The 20,285-nt window shown below is 28.8% G+C and carries 25 protein-coding genes and 3 tRNA genes; 18 read left to right on the top strand and 10 right to left on the bottom strand.

What is annotated here, in order from left to right; all coding sequences use genetic code 11:
* Nucleotides 1-12 precede the first annotated feature (12 nt).
* Nucleotides 13-86: transfer RNA gene (locus PHEL85_RS14830), tRNA-Ile, on the top strand.
* Between the two features lie 124 nt (nt 87-210).
* On the top strand, nt 211-357 hold the full coding sequence (locus tag PHEL85_RS14825; RefSeq protein ID WP_235318293.1) for a PID-CTERM protein-sorting domain-containing protein: 147 nt from the start codon (nt 211-213) through the stop codon (nt 355-357).
* Here the strand turns inward: PHEL85_RS14825 and PHEL85_RS14820 are convergent.
* Nucleotides 347-931: a riboflavin synthase gene (locus PHEL85_RS14820; RefSeq protein WP_036826958.1), complete on the bottom strand. Its 585-nt coding sequence runs from the start codon at nt 929-931 to the stop codon at nt 347-349. The two genes, PHEL85_RS14825 and PHEL85_RS14820, sit on opposite strands and share 11 nt — an antisense overlap.
* Nucleotides 932-990: 59 nt before the next feature.
* Between PHEL85_RS14820 and pdxA the strand changes: the two genes are divergently transcribed.
* From pdxA to PHEL85_RS14770, 10 genes are all read left to right on the top strand, one after another.
* A complete protein-coding gene (gene pdxA / locus PHEL85_RS14815; protein WP_036826956.1) occupies nt 991-2,025 on the top strand; it encodes a 4-hydroxythreonine-4-phosphate dehydrogenase PdxA in 1,035 nt (344 codons plus the stop codon).
* A 71-nt stretch (nt 2,026-2,096) separates the two neighbouring features.
* Nucleotides 2,097-2,633 (top strand): YceD family protein, encoded by a 537-nt coding sequence (locus tag PHEL85_RS14810; protein ID WP_036826953.1) that lies wholly within the window; start codon nt 2,097-2,099, stop codon nt 2,631-2,633.
* A 1-nt stretch (nt 2,634) separates the two neighbouring features.
* A complete protein-coding gene (rpmF, locus tag PHEL85_RS14805) occupies nt 2,635-2,829 on the top strand; it encodes a 50S ribosomal protein L32 (protein ID WP_036826951.1) in 195 nt (64 codons plus the stop codon).
* A gap of 154 nt (nt 2,830-2,983) precedes the next feature.
* A complete protein-coding gene (locus PHEL85_RS14800) occupies nt 2,984-3,979 on the top strand; it encodes a beta-ketoacyl-ACP synthase III (RefSeq protein WP_036826948.1) in 996 nt (331 codons plus the stop codon).
* 26 nt (nt 3,980-4,005) lie between these two features.
* Nucleotides 4,006-4,485: an acetyl-CoA carboxylase biotin carboxyl carrier protein gene (gene accB, locus PHEL85_RS14795; RefSeq protein WP_036826946.1), complete on the top strand. Its 480-nt coding sequence runs from the start codon at nt 4,006-4,008 to the stop codon at nt 4,483-4,485.
* Between the two features lie 89 nt (nt 4,486-4,574).
* Nucleotides 4,575-5,912, top strand: coding sequence for an acetyl-CoA carboxylase biotin carboxylase subunit (gene accC / locus PHEL85_RS14790; RefSeq protein ID WP_036826943.1), 1,338 nt, complete (start codon nt 4,575-4,577; stop codon nt 5,910-5,912).
* Nucleotides 5,913-6,003: 91 nt separating this feature from the next.
* The gene (locus PHEL85_RS14785; protein ID WP_036826941.1) at nt 6,004-6,453 is read left to right on the top strand and encodes an Lrp/AsnC family transcriptional regulator; all 450 of its coding nucleotides are present in this window, start codon (nt 6,004-6,006) and stop codon (nt 6,451-6,453) included.
* A 126-nt stretch (nt 6,454-6,579) separates the two neighbouring features.
* Nucleotides 6,580-6,990, top strand: a complete 411-nt coding sequence (locus PHEL85_RS14780; RefSeq protein ID WP_036826939.1) for a response regulator — start codon at nt 6,580-6,582, stop codon at nt 6,988-6,990.
* 33 nt (nt 6,991-7,023) lie between these two features.
* On the top strand, nt 7,024-7,338 hold the full coding sequence (locus PHEL85_RS14775; protein WP_036826937.1) for an Hpt domain-containing protein: 315 nt from the start codon (nt 7,024-7,026) through the stop codon (nt 7,336-7,338).
* Nucleotides 7,339-7,357: 19 nt separating this feature from the next.
* Nucleotides 7,358-8,062, top strand: a complete 705-nt coding sequence (locus tag PHEL85_RS14770) for a LytR/AlgR family response regulator transcription factor (protein WP_036826934.1) — start codon at nt 7,358-7,360, stop codon at nt 8,060-8,062.
* 267 nt (nt 8,063-8,329) lie between these two features.
* Here the strand turns inward: PHEL85_RS14770 and PHEL85_RS14765 are convergent.
* The 4 genes from PHEL85_RS14765 to fbp form a co-directional block, all read right to left on the bottom strand.
* Nucleotides 8,330-8,415: transfer RNA gene (locus PHEL85_RS14765), tRNA-Leu, on the bottom strand.
* Nucleotides 8,416-8,435: 20 nt separating this feature from the next.
* Nucleotides 8,436-8,507: transfer RNA gene (locus PHEL85_RS14760), tRNA-Gly, on the bottom strand.
* A gap of 382 nt (nt 8,508-8,889) precedes the next feature.
* On the bottom strand, nt 8,890-9,498 hold the full coding sequence (locus PHEL85_RS14755) for a superoxide dismutase (protein ID WP_036826931.1): 609 nt from the start codon (nt 9,496-9,498) through the stop codon (nt 8,890-8,892).
* 111 nt (nt 9,499-9,609) lie between these two features.
* On the bottom strand, nt 9,610-10,620 hold the full coding sequence (gene fbp, locus PHEL85_RS14750) for a class 1 fructose-bisphosphatase (protein WP_036826929.1): 1,011 nt from the start codon (nt 10,618-10,620) through the stop codon (nt 9,610-9,612).
* A gap of 174 nt (nt 10,621-10,794) precedes the next feature.
* On the opposite strand from fbp, the gene PHEL85_RS14745 reads away from it, so the two are divergent.
* The 5 genes from PHEL85_RS14745 (at nt 10,795) to PHEL85_RS14725 (ending at nt 15,033) form a co-directional block, all read left to right on the top strand.
* A complete protein-coding gene (locus tag PHEL85_RS14745) occupies nt 10,795-11,274 on the top strand; it encodes a GNAT family N-acetyltransferase (protein ID WP_036826927.1) in 480 nt (159 codons plus the stop codon).
* Nucleotide 11,275: 1 nt separating this feature from the next.
* Entirely contained in the window at nt 11,276-12,529 is a 1,254-nt protein-coding gene (locus PHEL85_RS14740; RefSeq protein WP_036826925.1) for an aspartate kinase, read from the top strand.
* 53 nt (nt 12,530-12,582) lie between these two features.
* On the top strand, nt 12,583-14,391 hold the full coding sequence (locus PHEL85_RS14735) for a GNAT family N-acyltransferase (protein ID WP_036826922.1): 1,809 nt from the start codon (nt 12,583-12,585) through the stop codon (nt 14,389-14,391).
* A 67-nt stretch (nt 14,392-14,458) separates the two neighbouring features.
* A complete protein-coding gene (locus PHEL85_RS14730; RefSeq protein ID WP_036826919.1) occupies nt 14,459-14,785 on the top strand; it encodes a nucleotide pyrophosphohydrolase in 327 nt (108 codons plus the stop codon).
* On the top strand, nt 14,785-15,033 hold the full coding sequence (locus tag PHEL85_RS14725; protein WP_036826915.1) for a hypothetical protein: 249 nt from the start codon (nt 14,785-14,787) through the stop codon (nt 15,031-15,033). Before PHEL85_RS14730 ends, PHEL85_RS14725 begins: the two co-directional genes overlap by 1 nt.
* An 8-nt stretch (nt 15,034-15,041) precedes the next feature.
* On the opposite strand, the gene PHEL85_RS14720 is transcribed toward PHEL85_RS14725, so the two are convergent.
* The 4 genes from PHEL85_RS14720 to PHEL85_RS14705 form a co-directional block, all read right to left on the bottom strand.
* Entirely contained in the window at nt 15,042-15,653 is a 612-nt protein-coding gene (locus PHEL85_RS14720; protein WP_162179440.1) for a type IV pili methyl-accepting chemotaxis transducer N-terminal domain-containing protein, read from the bottom strand.
* Between the two features lie 90 nt (nt 15,654-15,743).
* Nucleotides 15,744-16,361 (bottom strand): DUF1684 domain-containing protein, encoded by a 618-nt coding sequence (locus PHEL85_RS14715; protein ID WP_036826909.1) that lies wholly within the window; start codon nt 16,359-16,361, stop codon nt 15,744-15,746.
* A 2-nt stretch (nt 16,362-16,363) separates the two neighbouring features.
* A complete protein-coding gene (locus PHEL85_RS14710) occupies nt 16,364-16,897 on the bottom strand; it encodes a DUF4252 domain-containing protein (protein ID WP_036826906.1) in 534 nt (177 codons plus the stop codon).
* 17 nt (nt 16,898-16,914) lie between these two features.
* Complete coding sequence (locus PHEL85_RS14705; protein WP_036826903.1) at nt 16,915-17,964, bottom strand: SMP-30/gluconolactonase/LRE family protein; 1,050 nt, start codon at nt 17,962-17,964, stop codon at nt 16,915-16,917.
* Nucleotides 17,965-18,196: 232 nt separating this feature from the next.
* On the opposite strand from PHEL85_RS14705, the gene PHEL85_RS14700 reads away from it, so the two are divergent.
* Nucleotides 18,197-19,429 carry an MFS transporter gene (locus PHEL85_RS14700; protein WP_036826897.1) on the top strand — a complete coding sequence of 411 codons (1,233 nt, stop codon included), beginning with the start codon at nt 18,197-18,199 and terminating at the stop codon, nt 19,427-19,429.
* Here the strand turns inward: PHEL85_RS14700 and PHEL85_RS17450 are convergent.
* Nucleotides 19,403-20,248 carry a DUF3667 domain-containing protein gene (locus PHEL85_RS17450; protein ID WP_052108601.1) on the bottom strand — a complete coding sequence of 282 codons (846 nt, stop codon included), beginning with the start codon at nt 20,246-20,248 and terminating at the stop codon, nt 19,403-19,405. The genes PHEL85_RS14700 and PHEL85_RS17450 overlap by 27 nt on opposite strands.
* Nucleotides 20,249-20,285: the final 37 nt, after the last annotated feature.

Genomic DNA, 20,285 nt, shown 5'->3' with positions numbered 1-20,285 from the left:
GCCAATTATTTTGGTCCCATAGCTCAGTTGGTTAGAGCATCTGACTCATAATCAGAGGGTCCTTGGTTCGAGCCCAAGTGGGACCACTTTATTTTTATGCTTATTATCAATAAAAGACTTATATTTGTTCTATATTAAGCATAAATAGTTTCAAAATTTTAATCTGGGGGGATAAAAATGAAAGGAAAAAAATATTTAGCATTCTTTATAATGCTTGCATTCACTTGCATAGTTAGTGGTCAAATTGTACCACCACCTGTGCCACCACCACCACCACCTGGTTTACCAGTAGATGGAGGTTTACTTTTTTTAATTGTTACAGGTATTTTATTTGGAATAAAGAAACTTAAGAATTAGTTAATCTACTTATATATTTACCAATAACATCAAATTCTAGATTTACAGCATCTCCCAGTTCAATATATTTAAAGGTCGTATTTTCTATTGTATAAGGTATAATTGCAACACTAAATTCATTTTTTTTAGAATTTACCACAGTTAAGCTTACACCACTTACTGTTATAGAGCCTTTTTCTATTGTGATATTATTATTTGAAGGATCGTAGGTGAAAGTAAAAATAGTACTTCCATTTTCTTTTTTTATGTTTGTGCAAATAGCTTTTTGATCTACATGCCCTTGTACAATATGTCCGTCTAATCTATCTCCCAGTTTCATTCCTCTTTCTAAGTTAATAAAATCAGATATCGATAAGTTTCCAATATTAGTTTTATCTAAGGTTTCTTTAATTGCTGTAACAGTGTATTCATCATTTTCAATATTTACAACAGTTAAACACACGCCATTGTGAGCAACGCTCTGATCAACTTTTAATTCATTAGTGAAATTACTTTTTATAGTTAAATGTGTATTACCCTGCTCTTTAGTAATATTTGTAATTGTACCAAGTGTTTCTATAATTCCGGTAAACATATCTGTAAAATTTAGTTACTTTTGTGATATTCAAAAATAGGAATAATACAAGAGTTACTATGGATAAATCTGATAAAATTATAGTTGGTATTTCAATAGGGGATTTAAATGGAATAGGTATAGAGGTTATTCTAAAAACCTTTCATGATAAAAGAATGTTAGATTTTTGTACTCCAGTTATTTTTGGAAGTACAAAAGTTGTTTCTTATCATAAAAAGGCATTAAAAATAGAAACTCCTGTTCATGGTATTACTTCTTTAAACCAAATTAATCATAATAAAATTAATGTTTTAAATATTTGGAAAGAAGATGTTTCTATTGAATTAGGGAAGGCTACTAAAGAATCTGGTGAGTATGCAGCAAAATCTTTAGAAACAGCAGTTACTTATTTAAAGGATAAAAAAATAGATGTTTTATTAACTGCTCCTATCAATAAAGAAACAATTCAATCAGAATCTTTTAACTTTCCTGGTCACACAGAATATTTAGAAGATAAACTTGAAGGAAAGAGTTTAATGATATTAATGACGGATGAACTAAGAATAGGTCTTATTACTGGGCATATTCCAATATCTAAAGTAGCAGAAGCAATTACGCCATCTTTAATTAAAGAAAAAGTTGAAACAATGTATACTTCTTTAGTGCAAGACTTTGGAATTGATAAACCAAAAATTGCTGTTTTAGGATTGAATCCTCATTGTGGAGATAAAGGTGTTATAGGTATGGAAGATGATGAGATTATAAAGCCTACAATTGATGAAATTAAAGCGTCTGGTAAGTTGGTTTTTGGACCCTATGCAGCAGATGGTTTTTTTGGATCAGAAACATATAAGCAGTTTGATGGGGTTTTGGCAACCTATCATGATCAAGGTTTAGCACCTTTTAAAGCTTTGTCTTTTGGTAATGGAGTAAATTATACAGCAGGATTAAGTGAGGTACGAACTTCGCCAGATCATGGTACAGGTTTTGATATTGCTGGAAAAAATACTGCAAACCCTTCTTCTTTTAAAGAAGCACTGTTTACTGGAATTCAAGTTTTTAAAACAAGAAAAGAATATAAAGAGCTTTCTAAAAACCCACTTTTAGTAAAGTAAAAAACTTTTAAAAGAAAAGATTGTAAAATAATATTTTTTTATATCTTTGCACGCTCAATTGATGTTTGGTAATGAAAGACTTAAAGAAATTCAACATACAGTTTGTAGGATTAAAGGAAGGAACTCATTTATTTGAATATGATGTTGATAATACGTTCTTTGAAGCCTTTAATTATGATGAATTTGAAAGTTCATCTATTAAAGTGTCATTAAATTTTATAAAGAAAAGTACATTGTTTGATTTAACTTTTACTGCAAGTGGATTTGTAGAAGTACCATGTGATGTTACTAATGAGCTTTATCAGCAAGATGTTCAATCAGTTTTACCATTAATAGTAAACTTTGGACCAGAATTTAATGATGATAATGAGGAGATTTTAATTTTACCTCATGAAGCTTATGAATTTAATGTTGCTCAATTTATTTATGAAATGATAGTATTATCAATTCCAAATAAAAGAGTTCATCCAAAAGTTTTAGACGGAACAATGGATTCTGAAACATTAGATAAATTAAAAGAATTACAAATAAAAGAAGTAAAAACTGTTGAAGAGACAGACCCAAGGTGGGATAAATTAAAGAATTTAATAACAGAAAAAAAGACATAAAATGGCACATCCTAAAAGAAAGATATCTAAAACTAGAAGAGATAAAAGGAGAACGCATTATAAAGCAGCTTCTCAACAAATAGCAACAGATCCTACAACAGGAGAAGCGCATTTATATCACAGAGCTCACTGGCATGAAGGTAAATTATACTACAGAGGACAAGTAGTATTAGAATCTGCAGCAGCAGAAGCATAGTAGAAATCGAAAATTATTAGAAAAACCCTCAATTATGAGGGTTTTTTTGCGTTTTTTAAGTAAAAATTGTCTTTTTTGATGATTTTTACTTAAAGTAGTGAAATAAATTTCACTACTTTTGACTTTCCTAACCACAAGGAAAATAACTATAATTATGACAAAAATCACTGCAGCAATTACAGCAGTTGGGAAATATGTTCCTGAATATGTTCTAACAAATAAAGAGTTAGAAACCATGGTAGATACCAATGATGAATGGATTACTAGTAGAACAGGTATCAAAGAAAGAAGAGTATTAAAAGGAGAAGGTTTAGGTACTTCATTCATGGCTATAAAAGCAGCAGAAGAAATGTTGCAAAAATCAAACATTGATCCAACAGAAATAGACTTAGTAATTGTTGGTACTGCAACTCCAGATTTACCAGTTGCATCAACTGCAGCTTATGTAGCTTCAGAAATTGGAGCGGTAAATGCTTTTGGATATGATTTACAAGCGGCTTGTTCTAGCTTTTTATACGGTATGTCTACAGCTGCTAGTTATATAGAATCTGGTAGGTATAAAAAAGTACTATTAATTGGAGCAGATAAAATGTCTTCTATTATAGATTATAAAGATAGAGCTACTTGTATTATTTTTGGAGATGGAGCTGGAGCTGTGTTGTTCGAACCAAACTATGAAGGGCTAGGTTTAGAAGACGAATACTTAAGAAGTGATGGAGTAGGAAGAGATTTTCTTAGAATAGAAGCAGGAGGTTCTTTAATGCCAGCAACAAAAGAAACAGTTGAAGGTAAAAAGCATTTTGTGTATCAAGAAGGAAAAACTGTTTTTAAATATGCGGTTTCTAACATGGCAGATGTTGCTGAAAAAATGTTAACCAGAAATAATCTTACAGAAGAAGATATTCAATGGTTAGTAGCACATCAAGCTAATAAACGAATTATTGAAGCAACCGCTAAAAGAGTAGGAGTGTCGTCAGAAAAAGTGATGATGAATATTCAAAAGTATGGTAACACAACATCAGCTACTTTACCATTATTATTAGCAGACTACGAAAGTCAATTAAAAAAAGGAGATAATTTAATTTTTGCTGCATTTGGTGGTGGTTTCACATGGGGAGCTGCATACTTAAAATGGGCATATAATTCATAAAATAAAACAATTAAATAATTATGAGTATGGATATTAAAGAAATTCAAAATCTTATAAAATTTGTAGCGAAATCTGGCGCTAGCGAGGTAAAGTTAGAAATGGAAGATGTAAAAATTACTATTAGAACTGGCTCTAATAAAACAGAAACAACTATAGTGCAAGCAGCTCCAATGGTTGGTATGCCACAAGTTGCTGCTCCTGTAGCGCAAGAACAAGCAAAAACTGTTGAAGCAGTAGCATCAAAAGCAGAAAGTGATGATTCTAAATACATTACAGTAAAATCTCCTATTATTGGAACATTTTACAGAAAACCTTCACCTGATAAACCTAATTTTGTTGAGGTAGGTACTGATATTTCTGTAGGAGATACAGTTTGTGTTATTGAGGCAATGAAGTTATTTAATGAGATTGAATCTGAAGTTTCAGGTAAAATTATTAAAGTTTTAGTTGATGATTCTTCTCCTGTAGAATTTGATCAACCTTTATTTTTAGTAGATCCATCATAGTTAGATTAGAAACTAAGAGTTAAGAATTAGATTTTTTCTTTTTTTAACTATTATTTTTTCAAATTAACTTAATAACTAATTCAACAAAGATGTTTAAAAAAATATTAATTGCCAATAGGGGTGAAATAGCCTTACGTGTTATTAGAACATGTAAAGAAATGGGCATAAAAACTGTTGCAGTTTATTCTAAAGCAGATGAAGAAAGTTTGCATGTTAGATTTGCAGATGAAGCAGTTTGTATTGGGCCAGCCCCAAGTTCAGAATCATATTTAAAGATGTCTAATATTATAGCTGCTGCAGAAATTACCAATGCAGATGCAATTCATCCAGGATATGGTTTTTTATCAGAAAATGCTAAATTTTCAAGATTATGTGAAGAGCATAATATTAAGTTTATTGGAGCAACAGGAGACATGATTGACCAAATGGGAGATAAAGCAAATGCTAAATCGACTATGCTTAAAGCAGGCGTGCCTTGTGTTCCTGGAAGTGAAGGTGTTATTCAAGACTTTGAAGATTGTGAAAAAGTAGCTTTAGAAACTGGTTACCCTGTAATGTTAAAAGCTTCTGCAGGAGGTGGAGGTAAAGGAATGCGTGCTGTTTGGAAAGCTGAAGATTTAAAAGAAGCTTGGGATTCTGCAAGACAAGAATCTAAAGCAGCTTTTGGTAATGATGATATGTATATGGAAAAGCTTATTGAAGAGCCAAGACATATAGAGATTCAAATTGTTGGAGATTCTTTTGGAAAAGCATGTCATTTATCTGAAAGAGACTGTTCTGTGCAACGTCGTCATCAAAAGTTAACAGAAGAAACTCCTTCTCCTTTTATGACAGATGCTTTAAGAAATAAAATGGGTGAAGCTGCTGTAAAAGCATCAGAATTTATTAAATATGAAGGTGCAGGTACTGTAGAATTTTTGGTTGATAAACATAGAAACTTCTATTTTATGGAGATGAATACTCGTATTCAGGTAGAGCATCCAATTACAGAAGAAGTAGTAAACTACGATTTAATTAGAGAACAGATTTTAGTTGCTGCAGGTGTTCCAATTTCTGGAAAAAATTATTTTCCTCAAATGCATTCAATAGAATGTAGGATAAACGCAGAAGATCCTTATAATAATTTTAGACCAGCTCCAGGGAAAATTTCAACTTTTCATTCTCCTGGAGGTCATGGAGTTAGAGTTGATACTCATGTTTATGCAGGGTATATGATTCCGCCAAATTACGATTCTATGATTGCTAAGTTGATTACTACTGCTCAAACAAGAGAAGAAGCAATTAATAAAATGAAACGTGCTTTAGATGAATTTGTAATTGAAGGTGTAAAAACAACAATTCCTTTTCATAGACAGTTAATGGATCATCCAGATTATATTGCAGGAAATTATACAACTAAGTTTATGGAAGATTTCGAAATGAAATAAATATTTTAAATTTAGTTAAAAATTAATAATAAAATAGAGAATACAATTTGTGTTCTCTATTTTTTTTATCTTTATAGTTAAAGATCTAAAGATGAAAATTGACGGAATTGATAAGAAAATTATCAGAAGTTTAATAAAAGATGCTAGAATCCCTATTTTAAGTATTGCAAGAGATGTTGGTATTTCTGGTGCAGCTATTCACCAAAGGTTAAGAAAGCTTGAAAAATCTGATTTGATTGATGGTTATCAAATGAACATAAATCATAAGGCTTTAGGATATTCTACAACTGCTTTTATAGGTGTTTATTTAGAATCTTCAGCAGTATTGACTTCTGTTGTAAAAAGGTTCAAAGAAATTCCTGAAGTAATAGAGAGTCATTACACAACAGGGAATTTTACAATTTTTATTAAAGTACTTTGTAAAGATAATGAAGATCTTATGAGGCTTTTAAATTCTAAGATAAAAGTGATAAAAGGTGTTTCTAAGTTTGAATCATTTATTTCGCTCAATCAACAAATAGATAGACAGATACATGTCTAAGTAATAAATTGAACACTAAAAACGAACCATTTAACGAGTTTTTAAAGCAGATAAACTAACAAATATTTTTCTTTTCTTTTTTTGTTTCATTTTTACAGTACTCTAAATAAAAAATGTTATAAACAAATGAAATCCCTCTCTATATTACTTATTGACGATGATGCAATAGAAAGAATGAAATTTAAAAAAGTTTGTAAAGATATTAGTTTTCCATGCTCTATTGTAGAAGCTGTAAATGGAAAACAGGCTTTAGGTTTTTTAAATAACCTTGAAAATACCTTCAATATTATTATTTTAGATTTGCATATGCCTAGAATGAATGGTCTTGAGCTTTTAGAAAAATTAAAAGCAAATATCAAGTTTAAGAATATACCTATTATCATAATGTCTAACTCAGAAGATGATAGTGAATTAAAAAAATGTTATGATTTTGGAATTTCTGGCTATTTCACAAAACCAGCTCAATACACTAAGTATGCTAAAAAAGTAAGATCATTGTTAAAATATTGGAAGAAGAATGAACTTATTTCTGAATAACTATTTTCATAAAATCACTTTAATATAAATGAAATGGAAACACCAAATTTAAATTATATAAAGGAACTTTCTGGAGGAGATGTAGATTTTGAGGAAAGTATTTTAAGTGTTCTTAAGAAAGAGTTTCCTGAAGAATATACACTTTTTAATAATAATTTTGAAAAAAAGAATTATTTAGAGGCTTCAAATAATGTACATAAATTAAAACATAAAATAAGCATTTTAGGTTTTAAGAAAGGTTTAGAACTAGCTTCTAAGTTTGAAAAAGATTTAAAAAACAGCGAAACAAAATTATATAATGATTTTGTTAAAGTTTTAAACAAAATTCATGTATATTTAGTGGCTTAATTATGTCCCTAAAAATGTTATGAATTGTATTATAATAGATGATGATGCAACTGCTAGATTAATTATTAAGCAGTTATGTAGTAATTCTGAGCAAGTTTCTGTAGTTGAAGAATTTAGTTCTGCAATAGATGCTATAAAATATCTTAATTCTAATGAAGTAGATTTAATATTTTTAGATATACATATGCCAACATTTTCTGGTTTTGACTTTATACAAACCTTAAAATCTCCACCAAAAATAATTTTATCTACTTCTGATAAAAACTTTGCATTGCAAGCTTTTGAGTATGAGTGTGTAGTAGATTACCTAGTAAAACCAATTACTAAGGCAAGATTTAATAAGTCATTACATAAATTAGCTTCTTTAGAAGAAGCAAAAGTTTCTAATGATTCATATTCCTCTAAAGAAGATTCAAGTTTTATATATGTAAGTGTAGACAGAAGGTTGATAAAAATTAATATACCTGATATATATTTTGTTGAGGCAAAGGGAGATTATATTAGTATTAAAACTCAAACAAAAAACTACATAGTACACTCTACATTAAAAAAGATAGAAGATAAACTACCTCAAGGACTATTTCTAAGAATTCATAGATCTTTTATAATTAATATTTCTCAAATAATTGATATTGAAGATAATAGTGTTTTAATTCAGAAAAGTGTTATTCCAATAAGTAGATCTAATAAAAGTGAACTTATGAAAAGATTAAATTTACTTTAATCCATTTAACTACAATATTCATCCATTCGTCGATGTATATCACTCTTTAAACGAAAGTTAAATTTTTAAGCTTAAATCTAATGTAGATTTACAGTGTAATTGTGTTGATAATCATAGTTATGGGTTAATTAAAAATAATCAATCATAAGTTGGGGGATTTATAGATTGAATTAAAAAAAGCTGATATAATATATCAGCTTTTTTTTATGCTCAAACTTTAAAATTTGAGTAAAAAAAAACCGTAACAAATAAATGTTACGGTTTTTGTACTGAAGATGGGACTTGAACCCATACGGCCATTACTGACCACTGGATTTTAAGTCCAGCGTGTCTACCAATTCCACCACTTCAGCATTGGTATATTTTAGAATAGAGCGAAAGACGGGATTTGAACCCGCGACCCCCACCTTGGCAAGGTGATGCTCTACCCCTGAGCTACTTTCGCAGTCATTATTTTATGAACTTACTCTCGCTTTAAGATGAAAAACAACATCTAATTATTAGAGCGGTGCAAATATAGTAAGTTTTGTTTATCTCGCAAATACTTTTCGTATTTTTTTATAAAAAAAATGCACTTTTTTATAATCAAAATATTGTTGAATTTAATTCTTTATCATTTCTAAATTAATGTATTTTCGTACTTATCTAAAAATTAAGTGTTTATATTTTTTTTAAATAAAAGTAATAGCTTGTTTAAAATAGAACGTGATTTCACCTATAAGAAGATGTAAAAAAAAGCATCCTATTTTTAGGATGCTTTTTCTAATTTATTTTATAAACTCACTTTTTTACTAATTAGTGAGATACTAAAAAAAAAGGCTGTGCATTTATTTAGCTTCTGCGTAACGTCTTTCAATTTCATTCCAGTTAATTACATTAAAGAAAGCATTAATATAATCTGGTCTTCTGTTTTGGTAGTTTAAGTAGTAAGCATGTTCCCAAACATCTAACCCTAAAATAGGAGTACCTGTACATGTTACACCTGGCATTAATGGATTGTCTTGGTTTGGCGTAGAACAAACTTCTACTTTACCTCCTGGTAAAACACATAACCAAGCCCAACCAGAACCAAATTGAGTTGCAGCAGCTTTAGAAAAAGCTTCAATAAAAGCATCTTTAGAACCAAAAGCAGCTTCAATAGCGTCTTTTAATTCTCCAGATAAATAACCTCTATCATTTGGGTTCATCACTGTCCAGAATAATGAGTGGTTGTAAAACCCACCACCGTTATTTCTTACAGCTGCATTGCTCATGTCTAAATTTGCAAGAATATCTTCTATAGATTTTCCTTCTAAATCAGTACCTGCAATTGCAGCATTTAATTTTGTTGTATATCCATTGTGATGTTTTGTATGGTGAATTTCCATAGTTCTTGCATCAATATTTGGTTCTAACGCATCATAAGCGTATCCTAATTTTGGTAATTGAAAAGCCATTTTTATTTTTTTAAAAGTTAGTATTGTTTTTTACGACTGTAAAATTAACCATTAATGAATGATTTTACAAGAAGTTTATGTTTTGTTAATTGATTAAGGTATAAGAAAGATTTATTCTCCGTATTTCTGCATAAACTCTTCCAATTCTTCAACCATATTTATGCTACCACAAATAAAAGGAACTCTTTGGTGTAATTCTGTAGGTTCAACATCCATAGTTCTTGTGTAACCATCAGAAGATTTACCATTTGCTTGTTCTGCAATAAATGCCATTGGATTACATTCATATAATAAACGTAATTTTCCATCAGGATTTCTAGAGCCTTTTGGATACATGTAAATTCCTCCTTTTATCATATTTCTGTGAAAATCAGAAACTAAAGAACCAATATATCTGCTTGTATAAGGTCTGTCTCCTTCTTCTTCCTGACAGTATTTAATGTATTTTTTAACACCTAATGGAAAATCTAAATAATTCCCTTCATTTACAGAGTAAATACTTCCATTTTCAGGGAACTCCATATTAGGATGTGATAAGTAAAAAGAACCAATAGCTGGGTTTAATGTAAAACCATTTACACCAGCTCCAGTTGTGTAAACCAGCATTGTTGAGGTACCATAAACTACATAACCAGCAGCAACTTGTTTGCTTCCTTTTTGTAAAAAATCTTCTAATTGAACAGGAGTACCAGTTGGAGTAACACGTCTGTAAATAGAAAAAATTGTTCCTACAGAAACATTTACATCAATATTAGAGGAGCCATCTAAAGGATCAATTAAAACAACATATTTGTTTTGGTGGTTTTCATCAATACTATTTATGGTGATAAAACTATCTTCTTCTTCACTAGCAATACCACACACAATATTCCTTTTTGTTAAAGTTTGAATAAATTTATCATTTGCGTAAACATCTAATTTTTGTTGATCCTCTCCTTGAATGTTTGTGTCTCCAAAAGCGCCAATGATATCTACCAAACCAGCTTTGTTTACTTCATGATTAACTACTTTTGCAGCTAGCCTAATAGAGTTTAAAAGACTTGATAATTCACCAGAGCTATATTTAAAAGCATGTTGATTTTCAATGATAAATTCACCTAAAGTTTGATTTTTTCCTGTCATTATGTTTTAATATTGATGGTTTCAACAAATATCTAAACTTTTTTCACTTACTACAACGTTTTAGTTCTTTATTTTTTTCGTTAAAAATTTAAACAAATCAAAAATAATTGTGTAAAATCTTCAAATACTTTTGGTCGAAATCAAAAAAACTATCTTTGAACAAAATTTACGAACATGGATTTTATAGTAAGACTAGGAAAAGAAAAAGACATGCAATCTGTATTAAATTTAATTACAGAGTTGGCTATTTTTGAGAAAGAACCAAAAGCTGTAGAAATTACAGTTGAAGATTTATTAAGAGATGGTTTTTCTGAAAACCCACAGTTTAAAATTTTTGTAGCAGAACAAGAAAATAATATTATTGGTATTGCTTTGTTTTACGAACGATATTCTACTTGGAAAGGAAAAACAATTCATTTAGAAGACTTAATTGTTACTAAAGAAAAGCAAAAAATAGGAGCAGGAAAAGCATTGTATACAGCTGTTTTAAAATATGCACACGATAATAATTATAATAGAGTAGCTTGGGAGGTAATTGATTGGAATACCAATGCAGTAGAATTTTATAAAAGTACAGGAGCCACTTATTTAAATGATTGGTCTGTGGTACAAATGAACAAAGAGAATTTGGTGAAATTTATTCAAAATAGTTAAAATGAAGATTTTTAAATTTGGAGGAGCATCTGTAAAAGATGCAGCAAGTGTAAAAAATGTAACTCAAATTTTACAAAGCGAAGGGACAGAAAATACTGTAGTTGTAATTTCTGCAATGGGAAAAATTACAAATGCTTTTGAAGAAGTTATAGATGCATATTATAATAAGACAGATAAATTATCTGAAAAATTAGGTATTATTGAAGATTTTCATAAAAACTTAATGAATGATTTGTTTGATGAAAATGACGGTATTTATAAAGAAATTGATATTCTTTTAGGTGAATTAAGTTGGTTTTTAGCCAGAAATACATCACAAAGGTATAATTATGTTTATGATCAAATTATTTGTTTTGGTGAGCTTTTATCAACAAGAATTGTAAGTGCTTATTTATCAAAAAGTGGCGTAGAAAATAATTGGTTTGATGTAAGAAATTATATAAAAACAGACAGTAATTATAGAGATGCAAAGGTAGATTGGGATTTAACTCAAAATATAATTAGTAATAAATTAGATGCATCAAAATTAAATATTACTCAAGGTTTTATTGCTGCAAATGATACAGAAAATACAACAACGTTAGGTAGAGAAGGTTCTGATTATACAGCAGGTATTTTTGCGTATTGTCTCGACGCAGAAAATGTAACAATTTGGAAAGATGTTCCTGGTGTTTTAAATGCAGATCCAAGAGTATTTACAGATACAACATTGTTAGAGCAAATTTCTTACGAAGAAGCAATTGAAATGGCTTTTTACGGAGCTTCTGTAATTCATCCTAAAACTTTACAGCCTTTAGAAAGAAAAGAAATTCCTCTTTTAGTACGTTCTTTTGTAAACCCTAAAGAAACAGGAACAAGAGTTTCTAAAGGAACAAGATTAGTACCTTACATACCTTGTTTTATTGTGAAGAAAGATCAAATATTAGTGTCAATTTCTGCGTTAGATTTCTCTTTTATGGTAGAAAATAATATTAGTTATATCTTTCAAAAATTACACGATTATCAATTAAAAGTAAACTTAATTCAGAATTCTGCGATTAGTTTTTCTGTTTGTATTGATAATAAATTTAACAAGTTTGATGCTTTTTATGATGAGCTAAAAACTCAGTTTAAAATTGAAGTTCAAAAAGATGTAGATTTATTTACAGTTCGTCATTTTGATGATGCTGCCGTTTCAAGTATTGAAGTTAAAGGAGAATCTTTATTAACACAAGTAAATAAAGAGACGATTCAGATCGTTTTAGCAACAAATTAATATTTGCATATATGTTTTTTTAGTATGTTTGCAGTTCGCTTTAATAATAACGAATGGCATTAGTAACATCTAAAGAAATTGCACAGGTAATTGGTATACAAAAACTTGGTTTTTTTGGAACTTTTATTGGTTGGATCTTATTAAAGATACTTCGTATTTCTGCAGTAAATAAAATCTATGACAATAATAAAAACAAGTCAGATTTAGATTTTTTAAACGGTGTTTTGGATGATTGTGATATCAAATTTGAAATTCCTGAAGAAGATTTTAAAAGAATTCCAAAAGAAGGAGCTTTTATTACTATTTCTAATCATCCTTTAGGAGGAATAGATGGCATTTTATTACTTAAATTGTTAATGGAAAAAAGAGCAGATTATAAAATTATTGCTAATTTTTTATTGCATAGAATAGAGCCGCTTAAACCATACGTTATGCCTGTTAATCCTTTTGAACATAGAAAGGATGCAAAATCTAGTGTTGCAGGAATTAAAAATGCATTAATACACTTAAGAGAGGGAAATCCTTTAGGGATTTTTCCAGCAGGAGAAGTTTCTACATATAAAGAAGGTAAACTTAACGTTGATAAACCTTGGGAAGAAGGTGCTGTTAAGTTGATTAAAAAAGCAAAAGTGCCTGTAATTCCTATTTATTTTCATGCAAAAAACAGTCGTCTTTTTTACTTTTTATCAAACATTTCAGAAACTTTAAGAACGGCAAAATTACCTTCAGAATTAATGTCTCAAAAAGGAAAGGTAATTAAAGTTAGAATAGGGAAACCAATTTCGGTTAAAGATCAAAATGAGTTTAAAGAGATTCCTGCTTTTTATGAGTTTATCAGAAAGAAAACGTACATGTTAGCAAATCCTTTTGAGAAAGCACATAAATTAATTTCAACTCAGAATTTAAAAATACCAAAAAAACCTGCAAAAAAAATTACGGCTCAAAGAAATTCAGATTTATTTGTTAAAGAAGTAAATGCTTTAAGAGAAGGTGATGGTAGGTTATTAGAAAGTAAGAATTACGAAGTATTTTTTGCTAATGCAAAAGAAATCCCCAATTTATTGCATGAAATAGGTAGGTTAAGAGAAATTACTTTTAGAGATGTTGGTGAAGGAACAAACAAAGCAATAGATTTAGATACATACGATAAGTATTATTATCACATGTTTTTGTGGGATAGGGTTGCAAACCGTTTAGTAGGTGCATACAGAATGGGACTTGGGAAGAAAATTTATAAAAAATATGGTATTAATGGTTTCTATATACATACGCTATTTAGAATTGAACCAGAATTGCATCAAATGATGAGTAATACCATAGAAATGGGTAGAGCTTTTATTATTGGTGAATACCAACAAAAACCAATGCCATTATTTTTATTGTGGAAAGGAATTGTACATGTTACATTACGTTACCCTGAATATAAATATTTAATGGGTGGTGTTTCTATTAGTAATCAGTTTTCTGATTTCTCAAAATCATTAATGATTGAGTTTATGAAATCTCATTATTACGATCCATATATTGCGCAATATATTTATCCGAAGAAAGAATACAAAGTAAAATTAAAAGACGGAGATAAAGATTTTGTGTTTGATGCTACCAAAGCAGATATGCAAAAATTTGACAAAATCATTGACGAAATTGAGCCTGGAGCATTAAGAATTCCTGTTTTAATTAAAAAGTATGTGAAACAAAATGCACGTTTGGTTGCGTTTAATGTTGATCCAAAATTTAACAATGCAGTAGATGGTTTAATGTACATTAAAGTAGCAGATATACCAGAAAGTACTGTAAAACCTGTTATGGAAGAATTTCAAGCGGAATTAGAGCGAAAAGCTACAGAATTACAGAATAAATAAAAGCCTGCTTTTTTGAAGTAGTTGCTAACCTGTTAATTTAATTATTTTCATTACTTAATAAAGAAAAATGAACATAGAAAACGCACAAAAACAAGTTGATGATTGGATTAAAAATCATGGAGTTCGTTATTTTAATGAGTTAACAAATATGGCGCAACTAACAGAAGAAGTTGGTGAGGTTGCACGTATTATTGCAAGACGTTATGGTGAGCAAAGTGAAAAAGAATCTGATAAAAATAAAGATTTAGGAGAGGAGTTAGCAGATGTCATGTTTGTAGTTTTATGTTTGGCAAACCAAACAGGAATCGATTTACAAGACGCTTTTGAAAAGAAATTAGATATTAAAACAAAACGCGATCACGATCGTCATCACAACAATAAAAAATTAAAATAATGAGTTTTCTAGATAAAATAAAACAACCTCTTTTTTGGTCTAACTTTGTAAAAGTAGCCTTGCCTTTTTTTATAATAGTTACTATAATTTCTCTTTTAATGGCTAGTTTTAGCGATATTTTTTCTGGAGATTTTAATAAAGTTTCAGAAACTAATTTTGCCAATGGAAAATGGAAAAACTTTTTTGGGTTTAAAGTTGTTTTTAGTGTTTTTTATGGTTTGTATGTTACTAATAAAAAGATGAAGTAATAATTAAATTATTTAGAATCCAAAATTTTAGTTTTCTTATATAATGGTATTATAATAAACAAAAGTATAAGAATTAAAAAAAACAATGTAACTAAGCTATAGAGTGTTAATATTTTTTTAAAACCCTTTATTTTTCTTTCGGAAGTTTTTTGATATTCATTAACAAGAGTATCCATAGATATTAAAAAATCCCCCTCATTTTCATTTATTTTAGTGATGAAATTTTCAAAAAAACCTTGATCATTAGGGTTGTCTATTAATTCGTTTGAAGCTTTAATTATTCTTTTAAAGTAAACCTGATTTTTTAAAAACAAAGAATCTATAGCAGGATTCTTATAATTCTGAGTATTAATGTTTTTTAAATAATAATTATCTTGAGTAAAATCATCAATAATATTTGTTATTGAATCTAAACTTATATAGTTTTTGTATAAATCATTAACATTATTGGTATATAAAGCAATTTTAGAAATTTGCTGACTATACATTCTTTGTTTTCCAGAAGTATTTACAATTTTAGCATCATAAGATTGCCTTTTTATATCTAAATAAAAAATATACTGACTTGAAACAGTAATAAGTATAAAGAGAATACTTGCTAAAATTATTTTTTTCTTCATAAAAAACATTTTGATGGTTAAGGTGTGAAACTATAGATTAATATCTAGTATAGAAAGCTTTTACAATAAAAAGATGAAGTAATAACTGGTTTAATGCTTTTCAAAAACTTTAATTCCTGTTTTTATTTCAATATCTAAATGGTTTTTTCTTGGAGTTAAAGGGCAAGAGTATTTATCATTATAAGCACAATAAGGATTGTAAGTATTATTAAAATTTAAAATCACAGTATTTTCTGCTGTTATATCTGTGGTCATTACATCCATATAACGTCCACCACCATAAGATTCTTCGCCAGAAGTGTCGTCTGTAAAAGGTAAAAATAAATAGTCTTTGTACTTTTTGTCTCGTAAATCATCTTGACTTTGATAAATAGTCAATTCATGTTGTTTTCCATCTAACGTAAAATTTAATAAACCATATTCTTTATACAAAGGTTTTCTCTCTGTTGTAGTTGCCATTTCAAAAGTTGGCGCATTTTCTATTTTAGTGAATTTTGCTTTTACAATAAATGATGAATCTACAGTAAAAAATTTTAATCCATTAAATTTTCTTAAATCTTTCTTTTTTAAAGGTGATTTTGATGCGTCTTTGTAGCTAGCGTTTAATTCTTTTTGATAGTCGGTTTCACCCATTAAAGGACGTTTTCCTTGTGAATTACAAGACATCATTATTAAAAGTGCAGAAAGTATAAATAAGAGTTTTTTCATCTTTAATTAGGATTAAACCCAGGAGTAATTGCTTTAGGTTGGTAATTCTGAATTAACTTATTCGATAAGTTTTCAAATTGATCTGTTTCTGAAAGTTGCTTTAATTTATTAGGATCAAACCTTCCTTTTAAATAAATAACAGATGTTTTTGCTAATGTAGAATTAAAGATAATGGCTTGTGTAACAACATCACCATCTTCTTTTACAGAAACTATTTTTGTCTTTTCTACAGTATTTGTTCTTAAAATATCAGTAAAATTATTAGTGGTTACTAAATCCATTTCCTGAATTAAAGTATTTTGTTTTACGGTTGTAATATCGTTAAAAGTGATAAATTTAAAATCTTTAACATTACCAAAAAGGTTGTTTATTTCAGGAGAGATATTGGTTAACAATGCTCTCATGAAATTAGGAACCTGAAAAGCAGTAACACCTAAATCTCTCTTATGATCATTAAAAAAACTTTGAAAAGATTTTCCACTTCCACAAGAGATAAAAAATAAAATACTAAAAGAAATTATAAAGAGCTTTTTCATTTTACGAATGTATAAAATTAGTTTGATGTTTTTTCAAGAATTAGAAATTTATCATCCATCACGTTTCCTGTAAAAATAAGATTATTAAAAGTTGCAGCAACTGTAGAAGCAGACATTCTTGTTCCATCTTCCATATAAATTTGTTTAATTGTATAATCACCTTTTCCTTTGTAATTTATTTTAATAATTTCTGATGGAGAGATTTCTTTATCACCTTTAGCATAAGAAGCAAAGTACATTAAATTAGGATGAGCGCCAATCCATAAATTTCCTTCTGTATCAAATTCAATATTATCTACACCAGTTTTACAATCAATATCTTCAATAAAAGTTAAAGAGTTGTCTTTGTTTTTTTGATAGACTTTAATCAAGAATTTTCTTGGTGAAGCCACAAAAAGCAAATTTCTTTTTGCATCAAAATTAATTCCATTGGCGTATGCAATTCCATCTGCAACTTGTGTGTAATTTTTTCCATCAAAATAAATAACTTTGGCAATTGCCAAACCTAAATAATCTTCTGCTAAACGTTGAATCCCTTTTTTGTATTTATGATCGTTTGTAAAATAAAATCGATTTTCATCTAACAAAACAATATCGTTTGGACTATATATAAAATCGTTTTTTAATGTTTTTAAATGGATTAATTTCTTGTTTTTCATTTGAAATATTTCGATAAATTCACCTTCTTTAGTGTGGTTTATCGCTGCAATTGTATACATGTTATCTTTCTTGTAGATAGAGATTCCATGTGGAGCAAAAGATTTGTTAAAGTTTTTAGTAAGAAGAGTTGGTTTGTATGTTTTATCTTTTAAATCGATAAAATACAAGCCGCCAATTTCTTGTTTTGTGTTTGGAAACTTATTTCTAGCTGTAGAAGAAACAATTGCAAAACTATCAATTTGACTTATTGTAATATCTTCTGCGCCAGGTAAGTTTATTTCTTTTAAAATATGACCTTCAAAACTATTTTCTATGGTTCTGAAAAAACCAGTTGAAATAAAAATATTGGCAATGTATAGCATCAATAAAATTAAAACAGCGTATAAAATTCTTTTCTTGAAATTCATATTTATAAATATTTACTTCTCAAAAATACAATATTCAAATATTTTATGTAGTTTTAACCCATAATTAAGAAAACAAAATGAGGAAAGTCATTACATATATTACCAAGTTATCGTGCAAATCACGAAGAAATCGGTCTGTATATATGTTTTGATGATATCAATATAAAATCAAGCAATTAAAAAAGTCCGACTTCACCGTCGGACTTTTTTATTTTTAAAGAACAACCAAACCATGAAAAAATTATATAACAATTACATAAACACTTTTAGAGGACTTTCTATAGAAGTTTGGTGGCTATCACTCATCACTTTTATCAATAGATCAGGAACCATGGTAATTCCGTTTCTGTCATTGTATCTTACAGAAAGTTTAGATTTTTCTCTAACAGATGTTGGTTGGATTATGTCTTTCTTTGGATTGGGTTCTGTTGTAGGAACTTGGATTGGAGGGAAATTAACAGACATTATTGGCTATTACAAAGTAATGTTAGTGAGTTTAATTTTAACAGGAATTTTGTTTGTTTTGTTGCAGTATGCAACAACTTTTAATCAATTTTGTTTAGGTATTTTTGCTGTAATGTTGGTTGCAGATTCTTTTAGACCAGCAATGTTTGTTGCGTTAAGTGCTTATAGTAAACCAGAAAATAAAACACGTTCTGTAACTTTAATTCGTTTGGCAATTAATTTGGGGTTTTCTGCAGGACCAGCAATTGGAGGTTTAATAATTACAGGAATTGGTTATGAAGGTTTATTTTGGACAGATGGAATTACATGTGTATTAGCAGCTATTTTATTATTAAAAGTTTTACATCCGAAGAAAGTAAAAGTACTAGATGAAGTAAAAGTAGAAAATCCTTCGTCTGTTTATGAAGACAAAGCTTTCTGGGTTTTCTTTATAGCCATGTTTATCTTCGGATTTGTATTTATGCAATATTTTTCTACCATGCCTTTGTATTATAAAGAGGATCACTTTTTATCAGAATTTGAGATAGGTTTGCTAATGGGATTGAGTGGCTTTTTTATTTTCTTATTAGAAATGCCTTTGATAAAATGGTTAGAAGAAATTCAAAAATCGCACGTAAAACTAATTGCTTTTGGGCTGTTTTTGGTAGCTTTAAGTATTGTTATTTTAAACTTAACAGGTTGGGTTGGTATTTTAATTATTGGAATATTATTGATGTCAATAGGAGAAATGATTGCTTTTCCGTTTTCGAATGCCTTTGCAATAGAAAGAGCTAAAAAAGGAAATCAAGGAGAATATATGGCTTTGTATGGTATTTCATTTTCATTATCACATATTTTTAGTCATAATGTTGGTATGCAAATGGTGGCTGAATTTGGTTTTGAAACTACATGGTATGTAGTAACAGCTTTTGCACTTTTAGGAGTTTTAATATTGATATATCTCTCAAGAGTTTTAAAGAAAGAAAAGGTTAATTTAAATAAAACCAAATATTCCAATTAGAAAACCTATTAGAGCAATTATAGGTATCGTTATGGCTGTAAAAATTAGTAAACCAAGTATAAACCTTAATAGTTTTAATATTCCTTTTCCAAACCCTTGTTTGTATAGTTTTCCAAAAACGTAAAGATAGTAAATGATGTAAATAAACATACTATATACATAAATTGAAGGATGGATAATCATTGCAATTAAAAAAGCTATAGTTGTAAAGTATGTTGCAAAACCATATGTATAAGCATTAATAACAATATGTTCACCAAAATTATGAGGTTTCCAATAAGTCCACTTACTCAATATGGCGTAAATAAATAGAAAAACAAAAGTTAATAAGTTATAATAACGAAGCATAAACTGCTGCATATTATCTACTAGTTTTAACTGAAATTGAGCAACTTTTTTTTCTGATTTCAACTTTTTAAGTTCTTTATCAGAGATATTTGATAAGCTATTAATGTCTTTATTTGCAGCTTCTTTAAATTTCTCTAGTTGTTGAGAATTTACATTCGATTGAATTCTTATAAAATCATCAGCAAAATAATTAAATATTAATAAAGAAATTGCGGCAGCTATAGCTAAAAATGCAAACGGATTGACATAACGTTTCCTTACACCCGTTATATATTCGTTAATCACCTCTTGTGGGTGAGTTAACATTTTTCTTAAGGTTAAGAAAAATTTACTGTCTATTCCAAAAACATTAACAAATAAGTCTGTTGTAAGAAGTTTAAATGTAATTCTACTTGTAACAACTTTTGCACCACAATTATCACAAAATAGCGCATTTTTTTCTAATGGAGTATTACAATTTTTACAGGTCATTTACTTTTTTTAGAAGTTTAACATTTACGAATATAAA

The organism is Polaribacter sp. Hel1_85, assembly GCF_000766795.1.
GTDB lineage: Bacteria > Bacteroidota > Bacteroidia > Flavobacteriales > Flavobacteriaceae > Polaribacter.
The sequence above is the reverse complement of the archived record's forward strand: the minus strand, read 5'-3'. Positions and strand labels throughout refer to the sequence as shown.